This window comes from Duganella sp. sic0402, assembly GCF_019219065.1.
Lineage (GTDB): Bacteria > Pseudomonadota > Gammaproteobacteria > Burkholderiales > Burkholderiaceae_D > Rugamonas.
Genome location: NZ_JAHUWK010000010.1, coordinates 71,954 through 90,527 on the forward strand (window position 1 = coordinate 71,954; position 18,574 = coordinate 90,527).

Here is an 18,574-nt window from a genome sequence, read left to right on the forward strand (position 1 = left end):
AATATTTTCTACTTATTTCAAGCTCTGCTATGATGATCCGGTCACCACTTTGCGAGGCAGGCCATGCGCAGCGCGTTATTTATAGTCTTACTGGGCGCCGCCATGTCGTCACACGCGGCGGAAAGCTGGCTACTGCAGCTTGATCGCTGGGGCAATCCGTCCTACATGACACTGCATTTTCAGGACGCCGGCGGCAAGCTATCCGGCACCCTCGACGGCGATGCGCTGAGCGGCACGCGCCAGCATGGCCAGGTGCTGCTGAACGTCATCGACAAGCAAGGCAAGCGCTATACATACAAGGGCAGCGCCAGCGCCGACCGCCTGCAAGGCAGCGCCGATTTCCCCGACACGAATAACGCCAACGCACGCGCCAGTCATACTTTCAGCGCACGCCGCCTGCCGGAACGCGCATCGGCCGCACCGCAACGGCACGAGTTCACGCCCAGGGACTACGCGAACGAATTCAGCGCCACGCGCGCACCGGTGTTGACGGTGTGGCCGGGCGACACCATCCACACCACCACCATCGATTCCGGCGGCGTCGATGAACATGGCGTCACACGCGCGCTATATGGCAATCCGCAGACCGGCCCGTTCTTCGTCATGGGCGCTGAGGCTGGCGATACGCTGGTGGTCCATCTGCTCAAGCTGACACTGAACCGCGACTACGCCGACAGCCTGGACGCCATCGTCGGCCGCGCGCAGACCACCGCCCTCGCGGCGCGTGCCAGCACGCTGGGCAAGCCGGTGCGCTGGAAGCTGGACCGCCAGCGCGGCCTGGCCAGTCCCGAGTCAGCCAGTGGCGCGCTGCGCGGTTTCGCCGTGCCAGTCAGGCCGATGCTGGGTGGACTGGCAGTGGCGCCGCCCGACGGTCCGCCATTCTCCACCGGCGACACCGGCCGCTTCGGCGGCAATATGGATTTCAACGAAGTCGTCGCAGGCAACAAGGTCTACCTGCCAGTGCAGCAGCCCGGCGCACTGCTGTATCTCGGCGACGCCCATGCGCTGCAAGGCGATGGCGAGACTTCGCAGTACGCACTTGAAACCTCGATGGACGTGGAGTTCCGCGTGGAGCTCATCAAAGGCAAGGCCATCGGCATGCCACGCGTGGAATCGCCGACGCACATCATGACGCTGGGCCAAGCCGGTTCGCTGGACGACGCGCTGCGCCAGGCCACGGCCGGCATGACGCAATGGCTACAGCAGGACTACGGTCTCAGTCTTTCCGACAGCGCAGTGGTGCTGGGCGGCGCGGTCGAATACACTGTCGCCAATCTGGCTGGCCGCAGTGTCGGCGTCGCCGCAAAAATCAAGAAAGCCCTGCTACATGAAAATAACCCTCACGGCGGCCCTGCTGCTGCCGCTACTGGCCAGCGCCAATGACGGCATAGGCGCCGTCAGCGCCGGCGGCATTGTATTCGGCAAGACCGATGCGATCGCCATGAAGAAGGAAGTGCTGACGGTCAGCCATCAGCGCATCAGTGTGGACTACGAGTTCGTCAACGAGTCAGCCAAGGATGTGGAAGAAACCATCATCTTTCCGCTGCCCGCCTACCCCGCGACCAATCTGCCCAGCGATACCTACTACGGCCAGCCCAGCGACTTTTCGATTCTGGTCAACGGCAAGCCGGTCGGCTTCCGCACGGTGGTGCAAGCTTTTCTGGACGATGCCGATGTGACCGCGCAGCTGCGCGACGCCGGCTTAAGCGACGCGCAGATTGTCGATCACTCGCGTTTTGCGCCAGGCACCAATGCGCCGCCGATCAGCGAACAGCAGCGCCAGCAACTGCTCAAGCTGAAGCTGATTGGTCAGGGTCCCAGCGATGAAGAGGAGCGGCTGTGGAGCATTCAGGTCAACTATGTCTGGCGGCAGAAATTCCCGGCCAGGCAGGTGCTGCGCGTGCATCACGCCTACCGGCCATTCGTGGCGGCAGGTCCCGGCAACTCAGGCATGGACGCGGAGACCGCTGCGCGCTACTGCGCCGACGCGCCCTTCCTCAAAAGCTGGCAGCGGCTGGCGGCGCGCAACGATGGCAACTACCTCAACGCGGCCAAAGTGTCGTACATCCTTAAGACCGGCAACACCTGGAAAAACGGTATTGAGGATTTCACGCTGAATATCGTCAAGCAGGCGCCGGATGAATTGGTCAGCCTGTGCTTCCCCGGCAGCTTCAGGAAGATCGACGCCGCCACCTTCCAGGTCCGCCTGCGCAACTTCCGCCCGACACAAGACCTGGAGGTCTACTTCGGCAATGTCGATCCGGCCGCCGCGCCGCACGACGGCCAGATGCCCAAGCTGAATTAAGCCGCCAGCAACGCCACCGGCTTGCGCGCGGCCGGCTGCGCGTCCAGCTTGAACACGGACACTGTGCCGGACAAGGCCTCGGCCTGTTCCTGCATCGCGGCGGCAGCGGCCGACGCTTGCTCGACCAGCGCTGCGTTCTGCTGCGTGACGCTGTCCATTTCCGATACCGCGTGGTTGATCTGCTCGATGCCGGCGCTTTGTTCATGCGACGCAGCGCTGATTTCACCCATGATGTCGGTCACGCGGCGGATGCTTTGCACGATGTCCTGCATGGTGGCGCCAGCCTGGTCGACCAGCTGGGTGCCAGCGTCCACCTGCGCCACCGAGCCGTCAATCAGCACCTTGATTTCCTTGGCCGCCGCTGCACTGCGCTGCGCCAGCGTGCGCACTTCGGACGCCACCACGGCAAAGCCGCGCCCATGCTCGCCGGCGCGCGCCGCTTCGACAGCGGCGTTCAATGCCAGGATATTGGTCTGGAAGGCGATGCCGTCAATCACGCTGATAATGTCAGCGATCTTCTTCGACGAGGCATTGATCGAGTCCATGGTCTGCACCACCTGCGCCACCACCTCGCCGCCCTTGCTGGCCACTTGCGAAGCGCTGGCCGCCAGGCCGTTGGCGCGCTGTGCGTTGTCAGCGTTCTGGCGCACGGTGGAGGTCAGTTCTTCCATCGAGGCGGCGGTCTGCTGCAATGCGCTGGCCTGCTGCTCGGTACGCGCCGACAGGTCGAGATTGCCGGCGGCGATTTGCGACGAGGCACTGCCGATCGAGGTCGTGCCTTCGCGCACTTCGCCGACGATGCGCACCAGGCCGTCGTTCATATGGCGCAGCGCTTCCAGCAGCTGGCCGGTTTCGTCCTCGCTGTGCACTTCAATCTGGCTGCTCAAGTCACCGGCGGCGACGGTATTGGCCACCGCCACCGCGCGGTGCAGTGGACGGGTGATCGAGCGCGCGATCCACACGCCCAGTCCCACCGCCACCAGCAGCGCGGCGGCGCCCAGCGCCAGCATCAGCAGCCGGCTTTGCGCGTACGTTTCAGCGGCGTTATCGCTGTAGCTGTTCATGCGCGTCACCTGGAACGCGATCATCTCGTCCATGGTGGCCTGGTAGTTGCGGAAGATCGGCCGTAGCGTGCCGTTCAGATAGGCTTTCTGCTCGGCTTCACTGGCATTGTCGATCAGCTTCAGCATGTGCGCCACGCCAGCCTTGTACTGTTCGTTGGCGTCCAGCGCGCGCGCCAGGATGGCCTTGCCCTTGGGCAGATAGAGATTTTGCTGTAGCCAGTCCAGCTTGCCTTGCAGCGCCTGCTGCGCCTGGGCGATGGCGGCGCGCTGCTGGCGGCGGTCGTCTTCGTTATCGCTCAACATGGTGTTGCGCAGCGCGATGGCGATGCTGTTGGCGTCGGTCAGCGACTGTGTCGCCTGGAAGGACTTGGGCAGCGCATCCTTGACGATGGCCGTGGTGCCGTCGTTGACCTTGCCCAGCACGGTAATACCGATGCCGATGCAGGCCAGCAGGATGACGATCATTGCGCCCGAATTCGCGGCCAGGCGTGTGCCGATTTTAAAGTTGGAAATACCCATTTGATTCACCTTTTCATCATGTTTCGCCCAACAGAATAACTTTTTGCCTGGGGTCAAAACTTTGATTTAGATCAAATTTTTATTTCCTTACTGAAATTTTCATTGCTAGTGTTTCACTAGCGACCACGGTTGGGACGTAGCCACAGCTCGCGCCGTCCCAGCGGCGTGGCGGGTGACAGCAAGGCGTTGCGCAACTCAAACACGCGGCGCTTGTCGAGCGTGGAGCGGGCGATCATCTCGCCGTAATACTCGTGGAACAGACTGGCGTAGCTGCCGTCGGCCAGCATGTACTCCAGGCCGCGTTGCAGGGCGGTGGCCAATGCGGTGTTGGCTTTGTTGACGAAGAAGTAAAACGCGCTGGGATAGTGCAGCGCCAGGCCGGGGGCGACGATCAGCCCTTGGTTGGCAAAGGCGGCCGCTTCGTTCCATACTTCGAACACCGCGCGCGGGAAGTAGTCGACCCGGCCGGATTGCAGCATTTTGAACATGCCGGCGTAGTCGGAGGCAGTCTGCACGCGGTAGTGGTTGGCGCGCAGGATCTCGGTGTCGGGCCAGTCGTGGCCTTGCAAGGCGTCCAGCGCTTGCAGGTCGGCGGCCTGGCGGATCGCGGCAAAACTGGCTGCGTCCTGTTCGCGTATCAGCAGCAGGCGCCAGCCGATCAAGCCCATGTCGAGCGGGATGCGGATCGGCAGCAGGTCGCGCTCGCGCTGCTGGGAGGCCATGGTCCAGGCGATGTCGATCCCGCGGCCGCCTTTGAGCTCGGCCAGGGCGCGGTTCTGCCGCATCATCACTGTGCTGGGGCGCAGCAGGTAATCCTCGCCGGAACGCGCCAGCGCCATGCGCAGCAGCCGCACCGGATAGTGTTCGCTGTCCTGGCCCAGTCCTTCCGCCTCCGAGGGCGGATAGCGCACCAGCGGCGCGGCGGCTGGCGAAGCGCGGGGCGAAGCCAAAGCCGGCCCCGGCGCTTGCGCGAACACGGACGCTGGGCCGGTGGCACTCAGCGCCAGTGCGCTGCCGAGCAGGAAGCGGCGGCGGTCGGTCATGGGCGCGGTCAGCCCTGGCGGTTGGCCAGCCGGGCGCGCAATTCCTTGATTTCGGCGGCGTAGTTGTCGCGCGCGGTGACAGCGCCGACCAGTTCCATTTCGGCCGCCAGGCGCGCGTCGGAGGCGGCCGCCTGCGCCGCAACATTGCGTTCGATCTGCGCGCGCAGGTCGGCCAGCTGGGCGTCCTTGCCTTCGATCGCCAGCTGGTCCTTGGCCTTGCCGACCAGCGCGTCGGTGGCGATGCTGCGGGCGTTGCGCAGCTCGGCCATCAGTTGTTCGATTTCCTCGTCACGCGCGGCGGCTTGCGCCTGGGCGGCGTCGCGCGCGGCGCTGACGTCGGCCAGTTCGCCACGGGTGGCGTCCAGCGCGCTCTCGCTGCGCGCCAGCGCTTCGCGCGGACCGGCGCCGGCCTCCTCCGCCGCCCGCTGCACCCAGTCGCCCAGCGCGCTGACGATAGCTTCAGGAATTTCCAGTTTGGCGGCGGTCATTGCGAACTCCAGTAAAAATAGAGCTGCTACGATACCGCACACATTGCCGCGAGGCAAGAACGTCAGATGGCCTCGGCCGGCGCCTTGTTCTGGCGCGCCATGCGCACCATGGTGCTGGCATTGACGCAGGCCACCACCACTTCCAGCGCGGTACCGCCGATTGAGCCGGCGATCACGTTGTTGGCGATCCACAGGCAGGTGCCGCACAACATCAGCAGCCGCATCGGAATGCCTTGCAGCAGGAACAGCGCCAGCGTGCCGAGGCAGGATGCCAGCAGCGGCAGCCAGTCGCTGGCCTGCTTCGCCAGGGCCAGTCCCAGTGCCAGGTTGGCCGCCACCACCAGCGCCGCCACCCACAGCGCGCGGGTGCGCAGCGCCAGCAGCGAGCGCAGGAAGGACATGGTGGAGCTGGCCACGGCGGTCGGGTTGCCGAGCAGGCCGAAATGCACAATATAGGCGAAGCATTCGCCCGCCATGAACAGCTTGAACCGCCGGTCATCCGTCTGCAGGAAGGAGCCGACACCCAGCGCGAACGCCACATAGCCGACGCACTGCGCCGGCGAGAACCAATCGATCATCATGGCCGGCATGATACGCGATCAGCTTGCCGCCTGCGGCGCAGAATCCGCAGTTTGTCGACGCCAGTTGCCATTCGTCGCGCGGATGACGCACAGCGATGTAAAGTTGCTATGCTTATCACTCCACTACTGAGAAAGAGGGAAACCATGATCCGCTATGCCTTGCCTGTCCTATTGCTTGCCAGCGTCCTGCCCGCCCATGCCCAGGCGCCCGCTGCCGACGTGCCGCTGATCGAGCGCGCCAAGATTTTCGGTAATCCCAGCAAGACCGCCGCCAAGCTCAGCCCGGACGGCAAATGGCTGTCCTGGATCGCGCCGCGCGACGGCGTGCTGAATGTGTGGGTGGCGCCGGCCAGCGACCTGTCCAAGGCCAAGCCGCTGACCGACGAGAAGAAGCGTCCGATCCGCAACAGCTTCTGGTCGCCGGATTCCAGCGTGGTGCTGTTCATCCAGGACAAGGGCGGCGATGAGAATTTCCTGCTCTACGGCGTGAATGTCGAGAGCGGCAAGCAGACCAATTACACGCCGTTTGAGAAAACCCGTGCTTCGGTGCTGCACATCAGCAGCAAGATCAAGGACCGCATTCTGGTCGGCGTCAACAACCGCGATCCGAAGTGGCACGATGTCTATAGCCTGGAACTGGCCAGCGGCAAGCTGACGCTGGTCTGGAAGAACGAAGGCTACGGCGGCTTTATTGCCGACGACCAGCTCAAGCTGCGCCTGGCCGAGAAGCCGCGTCCGGATGGCGGCACCAGCTATTTCCGCATCACCGACGGCAAGGTCGAAGACACGCCGCTGGTGGAGGTCGGCCTGGATGATTCACAGACCACCAATCCGTGGGGCTTCACGGTCGACGGCAAGACCCTGTACTGGACCGATGCGCGCAACCGCAACACCGCCGCGCTGATCGCCCAGGATATCGCCAGCGGCAAGACCACCGTGGTGGCCGAGGATGCGCGCGCCGATATCAGCGGTGCCATCACCGACAAGCGTACCGGCCGCGTGCAGGCCTACAGCGTCGATTATCTGAAGCAGGAATATGTGCCGCTGAACGCGGACCTGAAAGCTGACCTGGCCTTCCTCAAGCAGCAGAACAAGGGCCAGTTCAATATCGGCTCGCGCACCGAGGCGGATGACAAATGGGTGGTGCAGTTCGATCCGGTCACCGCGCCGGCCTCGACCTGGCTGTATGACCGCAAGGCCAAGAAACTGACGCAACTGTATGTCAGCCGTCCAGAACTGGAAGGCGCGCCGCTGGTGGCCATGCATCCGCAGGAGATCAAGGCGCGCGATGGCCTGACACTGGTATCGTATCTGTCTTTGCCGAAGGCGGTCGATCCTTCCGGCAGCGGCAAGGCCGGCAAGCCGGTGCCGCTGGTGCTATTCGTGCACGGCGGACCATGGGCACGCGACAACTATGGCTATCACAGCTATCACCAGTGGCTGGCCAACCGCGGCTACGCGGTGTTGTCGGTGAACTACCGCGGCTCGACCGGCTTCGGCAAGAATTTCATTTCGGCCGCCGACCTGCAATGGGGCCGCAAGATGCATGACGATTTGATCGATGCGGTGCAGTGGGCGGTGAAGAACGGCGTCACCACCGAGGACAAGGTGGCCATCATGGGCGGTTCGTACGGCGGCTATGCGACGCTGGCCGGGCTGACCTTTACGCCGACCAGCTTTGCCTGCGGGGTCGATATCGTCGGTCCATCCAATCTGTTCACGCTGCTGCAAACCATTCCGCCGTACTGGGAAGCGGGCAAGCAGCAGTTCTACAAGCGCATGGGCGATCCAACCACCGAGGCCGGCCGCGCGCTGCTGAAGGAGCGTTCGCCGCTGAACTATGTGGACCAGATCCAGCGGCCGCTGCTGATCGGCCAGGGTGCCAACGATCCGCGCGTCAATGTGAAGGAGTCGGAGCAGATCGTGCAGGCGATGGCGGCCAAGAATATCCCGGTCACCTACGTCGAGTTCCCGGATGAAGGCCACGGCTTCGCGCGCCCGGTCAACAACATCGCATTTGCGGCGGTGACCGAGAACTTCCTGGCCAAATGCCTGAACGGCCGCGCCGAACCAATCGGCGGCGCAGTCAAAGCCTCCACCGCCCAAGTCAAGCACGGCGCCGAATTCGCCCCCGGCCTGGCTGAAGCGATCAAGTAAGTACACCACGATTGCGCTGCCTCAGTAACAGGCTGAGGCACGTTCGATACGCTGGCGGTATCCCCTGCCGCCAGCAATGTACGATAATGCCGATACAGTCCTTCGCCAGGGACAGCATAGTATACGAATCAACAAGCGTTACAGAATCTGCTTTGTCTGGAGAGCCGCCGGCCCCGCAGATGTTGAAGTGGTCGACTATCACAGCTAGAAGGAGATCGTCATGCCTGAAGATAAAATGCGCCCTATTCATCCCGGCGAGATCCTGCGCGAGGATTTTCTTGTGCCGTTGAAGATGACACCGGTGGTGTTTGCCGGCATGCTGGATCTGTCGGAGGCGGTCATCACTGAGATTGTCAACGAGCGGCGTGCGGTTTGCGCCGACGTCGCCGCGCGCATCGTGCGGCGCTTTGGCGGCGACGTTGCTTTCTGGCTCAGCTTGCAGCTGTGCTATGACGAAAAGGTTGCACTCACGTCTGGGCAGCACGGGCCAGCGAGGCGCGCAGTGTCATCGTGACCGGGTAGTTGCGGGTCACCGGACGCTGCAGGTCGTAGCAGCGGTTCAGCAGGTCGCTGACGCCGTTCTGGGTCATTTCGCGCCACGGCATGTGGACGGTGCTCAGGCGCGGCGCGGCGAACTCGGCGGTCGGCGTGTCGTCATAGCCGATCACTGAAATCTCATGCGGCACGCGGATGCCCGCCTCCTGGAAGTAGGACAGCGCACCGGCCGCCATCTCGTCGTTGGCGCAGAACATGGCGCTGCAGCGGCGCCCCGATTCCACCAGCTCTTTCGCGGCCGACCAGCCGCCGGCCGGCGAGAAGTCTTTTTCCACCGCCCACAGCTGCGCGATGTCGACCCCGGCCGCCGCCAGCTCCTGCTTGAACGCCGCCACCCGCTGCACATTGTCCGGCAGGCTGGCAGGGCCAGCCACCAGCGCGATGTCGCGGTGGCCGTGGTCGAGCAGCGTGCGCGCGGCCAGCTTGCCGCCCAGCTGGTGATCGACCGTGAAGCATTGCCCGGCGATGCTGGCGAAGCTGTGATTCAGCACCACCACCGGCTTGGGGCGCGGCCCCAGCACCGCCATATCGTCTTCCTGCAGTACATTGGTCATCAGGATCAAGCCGTCGCAGCCGCGCTCGACCAGGAAGCCCAGCCCTTCCAGCGCCTGCTGGCGCGCGCCGCCCAGGCCGGCGCCGAAGGCCACCACCATGTGCAAGCCGGCCGCGCGCAGCTCGGTGTCGATGATTTGCAGGATGGGCGTGTAGAAGGTGCCGCTCAGCACAGGGATATAAACGCCGATCATCTTGCTGTTGCCGGACAATAGGGTGCGCGCCGCGTGCGATGGCCGGAAGCCCAGCTCGTCAATGGCCGCCCGCACCTTGGCCAGCGTGGCCGGCGAGACCGATCCCTTGCCGCTGACCACCCGCGATGCAGTGCCCAGCCCTACGCCCGCAAGGCGGGCCACGTCTTTAATGGTCGCCACGGTTGTGTGTCTTCACGTATGTCATGATGTTCAAAAAAGTATCGGTCCACACCAGCTGCCGGTTGGCGGCCAGGTATTGCAGCAATTCCTCATGCGCGGCGGCGCTGGTGCGCAGGTAATCGCCACCGACGCCGTGGAAAGTCAGATTCAGCATGCTGCCCTGCTGCTGCGCCTGCTTTACCAGCGCGATCAGCTGCGCCCCGCTCAGCCCTTCCGGAGCATACACGCCTACCGCGTGCGGATTCAATCCTTGCATGGACGGCGTCACCGCCGCCCCCGCCACCTTGATGGCGGCAAAGGCCGGCGCGATCGCCGCCAGGTAGTCCACGCCGGCCGCCAGCGTATCGCCGCACGGCACGGTGTAAGTGCGCTGACGCCGGCCGTCGATAGCGTACAGCATGCTGTTGGCCAGCGTCACCTGGTCGCGCATCTGCGCCACGCTGGTGCTGTCCAGGTCGCGATGCGGCTGTACCCATTCATGCCCCGGCGCCTGGCGCGAGCATTGGTGGAACAGGCTGTGGTTGCCCAGCTCGTGGCCGTGGGCGGCGGCCGCGCGCCACTCGGCCAGGCGCTGCTCCACCGCCGGATTCGATAATTGCAGGTAGAAACTGCCTTTCAGGCCGTGCCGGTCCAGCGCCGGCAGTGCCACGTCCAGCTGCGAATCAAGCGCATCGTCATAGGCCAGACTAACCGCCGCCTGCTGTCCCTGCGGCCATTGGAAACGTAATCCATTTTCCGCCGCAATTCCGGCTGGCGCGGCGGCCAGAATGGCCGGCGCCAGCGTTGCGCATATCCATTTTCTCATCAAAAGTGTCTCTTTTTGGAAACGATCCCAAAGCATGTTGCACCGCTTGTTTACCTATGTCAATCAAAACCGGTGCACAATTTTATGGCATGCCAAATTGACTTTGAATTTCGATCAGTGCTATATTTGCCATGTTGATTGGAAACCTTTCCAAGAATGTAGCGAGAGATGGCAAGGCGTAGTGGCAGCAGGCTATTTATAAAAACCACAGGAGATAACATGCATTATCCAAAGACACGACAAAAATTGATGAGTCTGGCCGTGGCCGGCGCCTGCGCGGCGGCGGCCATGCCGGTGCTGGCGCAAGACACGGCCGCGCCAGCGCAGGCCAGGGCTGGCGAAGACACCCCGGTGCAAAGCGTGGTCGTCACCGGTCTGCGCGCTTCGCTGTTCTCGTCGATGAACCTGAAGCGCAATTCGGACGGTATCGTTGACGGCATCGTCGCCGAAGACATCGGCAAATTCCCCGACACCAACCTGGCCGAGTCGCTGCAGCGCATCTCCGGCGTGTCGATCGACCGCTCGATCGGCGAAGGCTCGAAGATCACCGTGCGCGGCGTCGGTCCCGACTTCAATATGGTGCTGCTGAACGGCCGCCAGATGCCGACCTCCAATCTGGGCGACCTGAACGGCCGCGCCTTCGACTTCGCCAACCTGGCCTCGGAAGCGATCTCGCAGCTGCAGGTGTACAAGACCAGCCGTGCGGAAACCGCCACCGGCGGCATCGGCGCCACCGTCAACGTCATGACTGCGCGTCCGTTCGACCGTCCGGGCCTGCACGCCAGCGTCGGCGTCAAGGGTGTGTACGACACTTCCAACGACAACCTGCCGGGCGACGTCAAGGCCAGCAATTCGACCACACCGGAAGTCTCTGGCCTGTACAGCAACACCTTCGCCAACAACACCTTTGGCGTGGCGCTGACCGGCAGCTATCAGGAACGTAACCTGGGCTACAACACCGCCGCCGTATCGAATGGCTGGAAAGGTCCTTACCTGGGTTCCAGCACCGCCGGCCCGCTGCCGCAGCCAGGCACGCCAGGCTCGGAGCGCATCACCAACCGTCCCGGCCCGAACGACCTGTACTCGCTGCCGCAAAACCTGAATTACAACTTTAACGGCGTCAAGCGCCAGCGCACCAACGCCCAGCTGACCTTGCAGTACAAGCCGGTCGAAACGCTGACCACCACGCTCGACTACACCTATTCGGAAAACAAGATCCAGACCAAGCGCAATGACATCTCGGCCTGGTTTAACTTCGGCGACTCGACCAGCTCGTGGACCGGCGGCTCGCCATCCAGCCCGCTGAGCTATACCGAGCTGCTGCCGGCCGGCACCAGCGACATCGCCATGGGCGGCGCCAACTTCGCCACCAAGACGCAGAACAAATCGCTAGGCTTCAACGCCGTGTGGAAACCGTCGAGCACGCTGCGCTTCGAGCTGGACACCCACCATTCCAGCGCCACCTCGGGCGCCGACAGCCCGTTCGGTTCCAGCAACACGCTGGCCACCGCCAGCTTCAGCCGCGGCAACACCACGGTCGACTTCAGCAAGGACTTCCCGGTACTGAGCATCCAGGGCGCCGACTTTGTCACCCCGTCCAAACGCCAGCAGGTTACCGGTTCGGTATTCACCAACCAGTATATGCGCGGCGAAGTCGAGCAGCACCAGCTGAAAGGCGCGTGGAAAGTGCTGGACGCTTCCGAGCTGAAATTCGGCGTCAACTACGCCAAGGTAGACAACCGCTCGGCCTTCTCCAACAACCAGCGCGACACCTGGGGCGGCGCCACCAGCCCGTCCGACTATCCAAGCAGCGTGTGGCACCAGCAGAGCCTGCGCCAGTATTTCGACAAGATCGACGGCAGCGGCAACCCGGCGCTGTTCAACCAGTTCTACACCTTCAACTTTGACGAGGTGCGCAAGCTGGCGGCGACCGCGTCCGGCCTGCCGGCCATGTATCTGCCGAAGACCAGCTTCGACAACGACGCCCGCACCGGCGAGAAGTCCAAGGCCGCCTTCGTGCAATTCAATACCGACTGGGATACCGCGCTGCCGATCCGCACCGCCATCGGCGTGCGCTACGAGAAGACCGACGTGGTGTCGACCGCGCTGGTGCAGTCCGCCACCGGCATCGACTGGGGTTCGCAGAACGAGCTGCCGATTATCTTCGGCAGCCCGACCTTCACCACGCTGGCCGGCTCCTACCACCACCTGCTGCCCAGCTTCGACTCGGACATCGAGCTGACGCCGAACCAGAAGGTGCGCTTCAGCCTGGGCGAAACCATCGGCCGGCCGCGCTATGACCAGATCCAGGGCGGCCAGACGCTGGACCGCCTGGTGCGGGTCGACGGCGGCACCGGTTCGCAGGGCAATCCGGCGCTGAAACCGGTCAAGTCGAAGAATCTGGACCTGTCCTATGAGTGGTACTACGGCCAGCAGAACTTCTTCTCGATCGGCTACTTCCGCAAGAACCTGGAGAACTACGCCGGCCAGACGCAGATCGACGCCACCCCGTTCAATCTGCACACGCCGGTCGGCGGCGCGTTCTGGAACGAGGCGCTCAGCAGCGGCTGCGCCAAGGCCAACACCACCTGCATCCGCAACTTCATCCTGCGCAAGTACAACGGCAGCAATGGCGTGACCATGACCGGCAGCGACAACAACGGCGACGCCACCGGTTCCATCGTCGGCCAGCCAGGCGATCCGGTCGCGCATTTCCGCATCAACTCGTATTCCAACCAGAAAAAGGCCAGCCTGGATGGCGTCGAGCTGAATGTGCAGCATATGTTCGGCAACAGCGGCTTCGGCGTGTCGAGCAACTACACCTACGTCAACTCGGGACTGGGCTACGACAACAACAAGACCGGCGAGCAGTTCGCGCTGGTCGGCATGTCGAACTCGGCCAACGTGGTCGGCATCTACGAGGACAAGCAGTTCAATGCGCGGCTGGCCTACAACTGGCGCGGCAAGTTCCTGTCGTCGACCTTCGACGGTTCCGGACCGAATCCGCAGTATGTGGAAGCCTATGGCCAGGTGGACATCAGCCTGGGCTACCAGTACAACGAGCGCCTGAGCTTCCAGCTGGAGGGCATCAACGTCACCAACGAGATCCAGCGGGTCCACAGCCGCACCAAGAATCAGCTGGAATCGGTGACCCAGGCTGGCCCGCGTTACATGATAGGCGCGCGCTACAAGTTCTAAGCGGCGTGTAGCAATACCGCCACAACCCAAGGAAAGCCGCTGTTGATCAGCGGCTTTTCGTACTTTCTGGGTTAAACTTTCTGCAACTCATTACGTAATATAAAAAGAGGAGACTATGCTGCGACGCATCGTAATCGTCGGCGGCGGATCTGCGGGCTGGCTGGTCGCCGGCGTGCTGGCGGCCGACCGCCGCGCGGCCGGACAGGACGGCTTGCAGATCACCCTGATTGAATCACCGGACGTGGCGCCGATCGGCGTCGGCGAAGGCACCTGGCCGAGCATGCGCGATACCCTGCGCCGCATCGGCGTGTCCGAAACGGATTTCTTCCGCGAGTGCGACGCTGCGTTCAAGCAGGGCTCGCGCTTCAACCGCTGGATCGATGGCGGCGACAGCGACTGCTACTTCCATCCATTTATGTTGCCGCATGGCTATGGCGAAGTCGATCTGCCGCAGCAGTGGCAGGCACAGCATCCGCAGGTACCGTTTGCCGACCTGCTCAGCGCGCAGCCGCATCTGTGCGTGCAAGGCCGCGCGCCCAAGCAGGTGATGACGCCGGAATATGCGTCGGTGGCCAATTACGGCTATCACCTGGACGCCGGCAAGTTCGGCGTTTTCCTGCGCAAGCACTGCCTGGAAAAGCTCGGTGTGCAATATGTGCCGGATCATGTGCTGGCGGTGAACCCGCACGCCAATGGCGATATCGCCTCGCTGCAGACCAAGCAGCATGGCGCGCTGGAAGGCGATCTGTTCATCGATTGCACCGGCATGCAGTCGCTGCTGCTGGGCCAGCACTATGGCGTGCCGCTGATCGAGCAGCGCCATGTGCTGTTCAACGACTCGGCGCTGGCGGTGCAGATTCCGTACGCCAGCGAGGAGGCGCCGATTGCCTCGCAGACCTCGTCCACCGCGCAGAGCGCCGGCTGGATCTGGGACATCGGCCTGCCGACCCGGCGCGGCGTCGGCCACGTCTACGCCAGCGCTTATATCAGCGATGATCAGGCCGAGGCGGAGCTGCGCGCCTATATCGCGCAGACCGGCGGCCCGGCGGAGATTCCGCAGCCGCGCAAGCTGAGCTTCACGCCCGGCTACCGCGAGCATTTCTGGCACCGCAACTGCGTGGCGATCGGGCTGTCGGCCGGCTTTATCGAGCCGCTGGAAGCATCGGCGCTGGCGCTGGTGGAGATGTCGGCCGCCATGCTCAGCGACGATATGCCGGCCACGCGCGAGGCGATGGACATCGTCGCGCAGCGCTTCAACGACGCCTTCCGCTACCGCTGGGAGCGGGTCATCGATTTCCTCAAGCTGCACTATGTGCTGAGCCGGCGCGACGACAGCGCCTACTGGCGCGACAACCGTAGCACGGTACCGGCGCGGCTGAGCGAGCTGCTGACGCTGTGGCGCCACCGCGCGCCGTCGCGCAGCGATTTTTACCGGCTGGAGGAAGTGTTCCCGCCGGCCAGTTATCAATACATCCTGTATGGCATGGGTTTCCGCAGCGATTACAGCCGCGCGCCCAGGCCGCAGGAAGCCGCCAGGGCCGACGCTTATTTCCGCGAAGCGGCGGCCATGGCGCGCAACATGCTGGGCGGGCTGCCTGACAACCGCACGCTCATCAACCATATCAAGCTGCACGGCTTGCAAAAAATCTAGAGAGATAGAGAGACACTCATGCCTACATCCGTTTTACTGAACAATGTCGAACACCACGATCTGCGCATCATCACCCGCCGCGGCGCCGAGCTGGGCGACCAGCTGATGTCGGCGGTGACCTTCCCGTCCGAGTTCCGCGACGTGCAGGCCTGCTACCCGATCGTGTTCCGCAAGACCACCGACGGCCTGGGCTTCGAGCCGATCGCGCTGTTTGGGCTGGAGGAAGGCCATAATCTGTTCCTCAGCGGCGACCGCTGGCAGGCGCCGTATATTCCGATGATGGTGGAGCGCCAGCCGTTCATGATCGGTACCAGCGGCGGCGAGCTGATGGTCAACGTCGACCTCGACCACCCGCGCGTCAGCCGCAGCGAGGGCGAGCCCGTATTCAAGCCGCACGGCGGCCACAGCGAGTTCCTGGAGCACGCCAATTCGCTGCTGCTGGCGATCCACCAGGGCCTGCAGGAACTGCCGGGCTTCCTGCAGGCGCTGCTGGAAAACGAATTGCTGGAAAGCTTTGCACTGGATGTCGAGCTGAACGACGGTTCGCAGAACCGCCTGATCGGCTTTTACACCATCAATGAAGACCGCCTGCAGGCGCTCAGCGGCGAAGCCATCGCCAGGCTGCACCAGGCCGGCTATCTGCAAGCGATTTATCTGGTGATTGCTTCGCTGTCCAATTTCCGCATGCTGATCGACCGCAAGAATGCCAGCCTCGCCTGAACCAATCCGCGAAGTGTCCGGCATCGGGCCGGGCGATCTGAGCGACGAGATCCTCGGCGCCACCCAGCCGCTGGTGCTGCGCGGGCTGGCGGCCGGCTGGCCGATGGTGCGCGCGGCGCGGGCATCGGACCGCGCCGGCTGCGACTATCTGCGCAGCCATTACCAGGGCGCGACCGTCGGCGCGATGCTGGGCGGCGCCGACGCCGGCGGCCGCTTCTTCTACAACGAGGCCATGGACGGCTTCAACTTCCAGCCGGTGCACGTCAAGCTGAGCGGCGTGCTGGACGAGATCGAAGCCAAGCGCGAGATGGACCCGGCGCCGACCATCTATGTCGGCTCGACCACCATCGACACCTGCCTGCCCGGCTTCCGCGCGCACAACGACCTGGACCTGGGCGGGCGCGACGCGCTGGCCAGCATCTGGATCGGCAACCGCACCCGCATCGCCGCGCACTACGACGTGCCGGACAATGTGGCGGTGGTGGCGGCCGGCCGGCGCCGCTTCACACTGTTCCCGCCGGAACAGTTGAAAAACCTGTATATCGGTCCGCTGGATTTCAATCCTGCCGGCCAGGCGATCAGCCTGGTGGATTTCCAGCAGCCGGACTTTGAAAAATTTCCACGCTTTGCCGAGGCGCTGCGGCACGCGCAGGTGGCCGAGCTGGAAGCCGGCGACGCCATCTTCATCCCCAGCATGTGGTGGCACCACATCGAAGCGCAGTCGCCGTTCAATGTGCTGGTGAATTACTGGTGGCGTTCCACCCCGGACTATATCGACACGCCCACCGGCACGCTGATGGCAGCCTTCCTGACGCTGCGCGAATTGCCACCGGCACAGCGCAAGGCGTGGCAGGAAATTTTCCGCCATTACGTGTTTGAGGCCGACGCAGAAACGGCCGCCCATATCCCGCCGCATGCGCGCGGCGTGCTGTCGCCGCTGACGGCCGACGGCGCGCGCGCCCTGCGCGGACATTTGCTTAAAAAACTGAATCGCTAAGGAGACCTGCAATATGCGTGACCCGAATCAACGTCAACCGATACGCCGCGTCGTCGTCTGCGGCGGCGGCACCGCCGGCTGGATGGCTGCCACCGGCATCGCCAAAGTACTGGGCAAGCAGCTCGACATCAAGTTGATCGAATCGGAGGAAATCGGCACCGTCGGCGTCGGCGAAGCCACCATTCCCACCCTGATCAACTTCCACAATGTGCTGGAGATCAACGAGCAGGAATTCATGGCCGAGACCCAGGCCACCTTCAAGCTTGGCATCAGCTTTGAAAACTGGCGCAACGTCAAGGAAGACTACATCCACTCGTTCGGCACCACCGGCGTCGATCACTGGACGGCCGGCTTCCAGCACTTCTGGCACAAGGGCGTCGAGCGCGGCGTGGCCGGCGATTATGGCGACTACTGCCTGGAGCTGAAAGCCTCGCTGGAGCATCGCTTCGCCCACCTGCCGAACAATGGCATGAACTACGCCTACCACCTGGACGCCAGCCGCTACGCCAAGTACCTGCGCCGTTTGAGCGAACCGCGCGGCGTGCAGCGCATCGAGGGCAAGATCGTCCGCTACACCAAGCATGACAACGGCGACGTGCGTTCGGTGGTGCTGGCCTCGGGCCAGGAAATCGAAGGCGACTTCTTCATCGACTGCACCGGCTTCCGCGCGCTGCTGATCGGCGAGGCGATGAACGAGCCGGTGGAAGAATGGTCGCAATGGCTGTTCTGCGACCGCGCCATCGCGGTACAAACCACGGCGATTGCCGACGCCGTGCCGCTGACGCGCGCCACGGCGCACCAGGCCGGCTGGCAATGGCGCATTCCGCTGCAACACCGGGTCGGCAACGGTATTGTGTTTTCCAGCCGCTATCTGGATGAAGAGACCGCGCACAAGCAACTGCTGGCGAATGTGCAGGGCAAGACCTTGATCGAACCGCGCGTGATCAAGTTCATGCCGTGCCAGCGCCGCCATACGTGGAAAGGCAATGTGGTGGCGATCGGCCTGTCGAGCGGCTTCCTGGAACCGATCGAGTCGACCAGCATCCACCTGATCCAGCGCAGCGTGATCCGGCTGATGCAAATGTTCCCGTCGGACGGCATCCAGCAGGCCGATATCGACGAGTACAACAACCAGTGCAACAGCGAGATCAACCACATCCGCGATTTCATCATCCTGCACTATCACGCCAACAACCGCACCGATTCGCAGTTCTGGATCGACGCGCGCGAGATGAGCATCCCGGCCTCGCTGCAACACCGCATCGACCTGTTCCGCGAAACCGGCCGCGTATTCCGCGTGCCGAACGAGCTGTTTGCGGAAAACTCGTGGATACAGGTGATGCTGGGCCAGGGCATCATGCCGAAGTCGCACCACCAGACCGCCGACCTGATGGGCGACGAGGAACTGAAAGCCTTCCTCGGCAACATCAAGGGCCGCATCGACCGCACCGTGGTGCAGCTGCCCACCCACGAAGCCTACGTACAGCGCTATTGCGGCCGCCCGGATGAAGGAATCAAAGCCGCTTAAATGTTGACGCTACCTTTCGGTGGCGTTTTCTTGTGCT

At 63.5% G+C, this 18,574-nt stretch carries 15 protein-coding genes; 9 read left to right on the forward strand and 6 right to left on the reverse strand.

All coding sequences use genetic code 11. From position 1 onward, the window contains the following. The first annotated feature begins 102 nt into the window (after window positions 1–102). Both KW842_RS21365 and KW842_RS21370 read left to right on the forward strand, forming a co-directional pair. Window positions 103–1,383, forward strand: coding sequence for an acetamidase/formamidase family protein (locus KW842_RS21365; RefSeq protein ID WP_218306146.1), 1,281 nt, complete (start codon window positions 103–105; stop codon window positions 1,381–1,383). Beyond that, a complete protein-coding gene (locus KW842_RS21370) occupies window positions 1,328–2,305 on the forward strand; it encodes a DUF4424 family protein (protein WP_218306147.1) in 978 nt (325 codons plus the stop codon). The genes KW842_RS21365 and KW842_RS21370 overlap by 56 nt, the downstream gene beginning before the upstream one ends. Here the strand turns inward: KW842_RS21370 and KW842_RS21375 are convergent. From KW842_RS21375 to KW842_RS21390, 4 genes are all read right to left on the reverse strand, one after another. Beyond that, window positions 2,302–3,888: a methyl-accepting chemotaxis protein gene (locus KW842_RS21375; RefSeq protein WP_218306148.1), complete on the reverse strand. Its 1,587-nt coding sequence runs from the start codon at window positions 3,886–3,888 to the stop codon at window positions 2,302–2,304. The two genes, KW842_RS21370 and KW842_RS21375, sit on opposite strands and share 4 nt — an antisense overlap. Window positions 3,889–4,004: 116 nt before the next feature. After that, the gene (locus tag KW842_RS21380) at window positions 4,005–4,931 is read right to left on the reverse strand and encodes an ABC transporter substrate-binding protein (RefSeq protein WP_218306149.1); all 927 of its coding nucleotides are present in this window, start codon (window positions 4,929–4,931) and stop codon (window positions 4,005–4,007) included. 8 nt (window positions 4,932–4,939) lie between these two features. Then, window positions 4,940–5,419 carry a hypothetical protein gene (locus tag KW842_RS21385; RefSeq protein WP_218306150.1) on the reverse strand — a complete coding sequence of 160 codons (480 nt, stop codon included), beginning with the start codon at window positions 5,417–5,419 and terminating at the stop codon, window positions 4,940–4,942. Window positions 5,420–5,481: 62 nt separating this feature from the next. Then, on the reverse strand, window positions 5,482–6,000 hold the full coding sequence (locus KW842_RS21390) for a YgjV family protein (protein ID WP_218306151.1): 519 nt from the start codon (window positions 5,998–6,000) through the stop codon (window positions 5,482–5,484). A gap of 144 nt (window positions 6,001–6,144) precedes the next feature. On the opposite strand from KW842_RS21390, the gene KW842_RS21395 reads away from it, so the two are divergent. Further along, the gene (locus KW842_RS21395; RefSeq protein ID WP_218306152.1) at window positions 6,145–8,157 is read left to right on the forward strand and encodes a S9 family peptidase; all 2,013 of its coding nucleotides are present in this window, start codon (window positions 6,145–6,147) and stop codon (window positions 8,155–8,157) included. 220 nt (window positions 8,158–8,377) lie between these two features. Beyond that, window positions 8,378–8,671 carry a HigA family addiction module antitoxin gene (locus tag KW842_RS21400; RefSeq protein WP_218306153.1) on the forward strand — a complete coding sequence of 98 codons (294 nt, stop codon included), beginning with the start codon at window positions 8,378–8,380 and terminating at the stop codon, window positions 8,669–8,671. Here the strand turns inward: KW842_RS21400 and KW842_RS21405 are convergent. Together KW842_RS21405 and KW842_RS21410 are read right to left on the reverse strand one after the other, a co-directional pair. Further along, window positions 8,625–9,638, reverse strand: a complete 1,014-nt coding sequence (locus KW842_RS21405) for a LacI family DNA-binding transcriptional regulator (protein ID WP_218306154.1) — start codon at window positions 9,636–9,638, stop codon at window positions 8,625–8,627. The two genes, KW842_RS21400 and KW842_RS21405, sit on opposite strands and share 47 nt — an antisense overlap. Further along, window positions 9,625–10,443: a polysaccharide deacetylase family protein gene (locus KW842_RS21410; protein ID WP_218306155.1), complete on the reverse strand. Its 819-nt coding sequence runs from the start codon at window positions 10,441–10,443 to the stop codon at window positions 9,625–9,627. Before KW842_RS21410 ends, KW842_RS21405 begins: the two co-directional genes overlap by 14 nt. Window positions 10,444–10,662: 219 nt before the next feature. Between KW842_RS21410 and KW842_RS21415 the strand changes: the two genes are divergently transcribed. The 5 genes from KW842_RS21415 to KW842_RS21435 all read left to right on the forward strand — a co-directional run bounded on the left by KW842_RS21415 (window position 10,663) and on the right by KW842_RS21435 (window position 18,537). Further along, the gene (locus KW842_RS21415; protein ID WP_218306156.1) at window positions 10,663–13,641 is read left to right on the forward strand and encodes a TonB-dependent receptor; all 2,979 of its coding nucleotides are present in this window, start codon (window positions 10,663–10,665) and stop codon (window positions 13,639–13,641) included. A 115-nt stretch (window positions 13,642–13,756) separates the two neighbouring features. Then, entirely contained in the window at window positions 13,757–15,292 is a 1,536-nt protein-coding gene (locus tag KW842_RS21420) for a tryptophan halogenase family protein (protein ID WP_218306157.1), read from the forward strand. A gap of 18 nt (window positions 15,293–15,310) precedes the next feature. After that, window positions 15,311–16,012, forward strand: coding sequence for a SapC family protein (locus KW842_RS21425; RefSeq protein ID WP_218306158.1), 702 nt, complete (start codon window positions 15,311–15,313; stop codon window positions 16,010–16,012). Then, a complete protein-coding gene (locus KW842_RS21430) occupies window positions 15,996–17,009 on the forward strand; it encodes a cupin-like domain-containing protein (RefSeq protein WP_218306159.1) in 1,014 nt (337 codons plus the stop codon). Before KW842_RS21425 ends, KW842_RS21430 begins: the two co-directional genes overlap by 17 nt. A gap of 13 nt (window positions 17,010–17,022) precedes the next feature. After that, window positions 17,023–18,537 (forward strand): tryptophan halogenase family protein, encoded by a 1,515-nt coding sequence (locus KW842_RS21435; protein ID WP_218306160.1) that lies wholly within the window; start codon window positions 17,023–17,025, stop codon window positions 18,535–18,537. Window positions 18,538–18,574 lie beyond the last annotated feature (37 nt).

Coding starts and splice junctions, on each gene's coding strand:
- KW842_RS21365 (WP_218306146.1), top strand. CDS start 103: ATGTCGTCACACGCGGCGGAAAGCTGGCTACTGCAGCTTGATCGCTGG.
- KW842_RS21370 (WP_218306147.1), top strand. CDS start 1,328: ATGAAAATAACCCTCACGGCGGCCCTGCTGCTGCCGCTACTGGCCAGC.
- KW842_RS21375 (WP_218306148.1), bottom strand. CDS start 3,888: ATGGGTATTTCCAACTTTAAAATCGGCACACGCCTGGCCGCGAATTCG.
- KW842_RS21380 (WP_218306149.1), bottom strand. CDS start 4,931: ATGACCGACCGCCGCCGCTTCCTGCTCGGCAGCGCACTGGCGCTGAGT.
- KW842_RS21385 (WP_218306150.1), bottom strand. CDS start 5,419: ATGACCGCCGCCAAACTGGAAATTCCTGAAGCTATCGTCAGCGCGCTG.
- KW842_RS21390 (WP_218306151.1), bottom strand. CDS start 6,000: ATGATGATCGATTGGTTCTCGCCGGCGCAGTGCGTCGGCTATGTGGCG.
- KW842_RS21395 (WP_218306152.1), top strand. CDS start 6,145: ATGATCCGCTATGCCTTGCCTGTCCTATTGCTTGCCAGCGTCCTGCCC.
- KW842_RS21400 (WP_218306153.1), top strand. CDS start 8,378: ATGCCTGAAGATAAAATGCGCCCTATTCATCCCGGCGAGATCCTGCGC.
- KW842_RS21410 (WP_218306155.1), bottom strand. CDS start 10,443: ATGAGAAAATGGATATGCGCAACGCTGGCGCCGGCCATTCTGGCCGCC.
- KW842_RS21415 (WP_218306156.1), top strand. CDS start 10,663: ATGCATTATCCAAAGACACGACAAAAATTGATGAGTCTGGCCGTGGCC.
- KW842_RS21420 (WP_218306157.1), top strand. CDS start 13,757: ATGCTGCGACGCATCGTAATCGTCGGCGGCGGATCTGCGGGCTGGCTG.
- KW842_RS21425 (WP_218306158.1), top strand. CDS start 15,311: ATGCCTACATCCGTTTTACTGAACAATGTCGAACACCACGATCTGCGC.
- KW842_RS21430 (WP_218306159.1), top strand. CDS start 15,996: ATGCCAGCCTCGCCTGAACCAATCCGCGAAGTGTCCGGCATCGGGCCG.
- KW842_RS21435 (WP_218306160.1), top strand. CDS start 17,023: ATGCGTGACCCGAATCAACGTCAACCGATACGCCGCGTCGTCGTCTGC.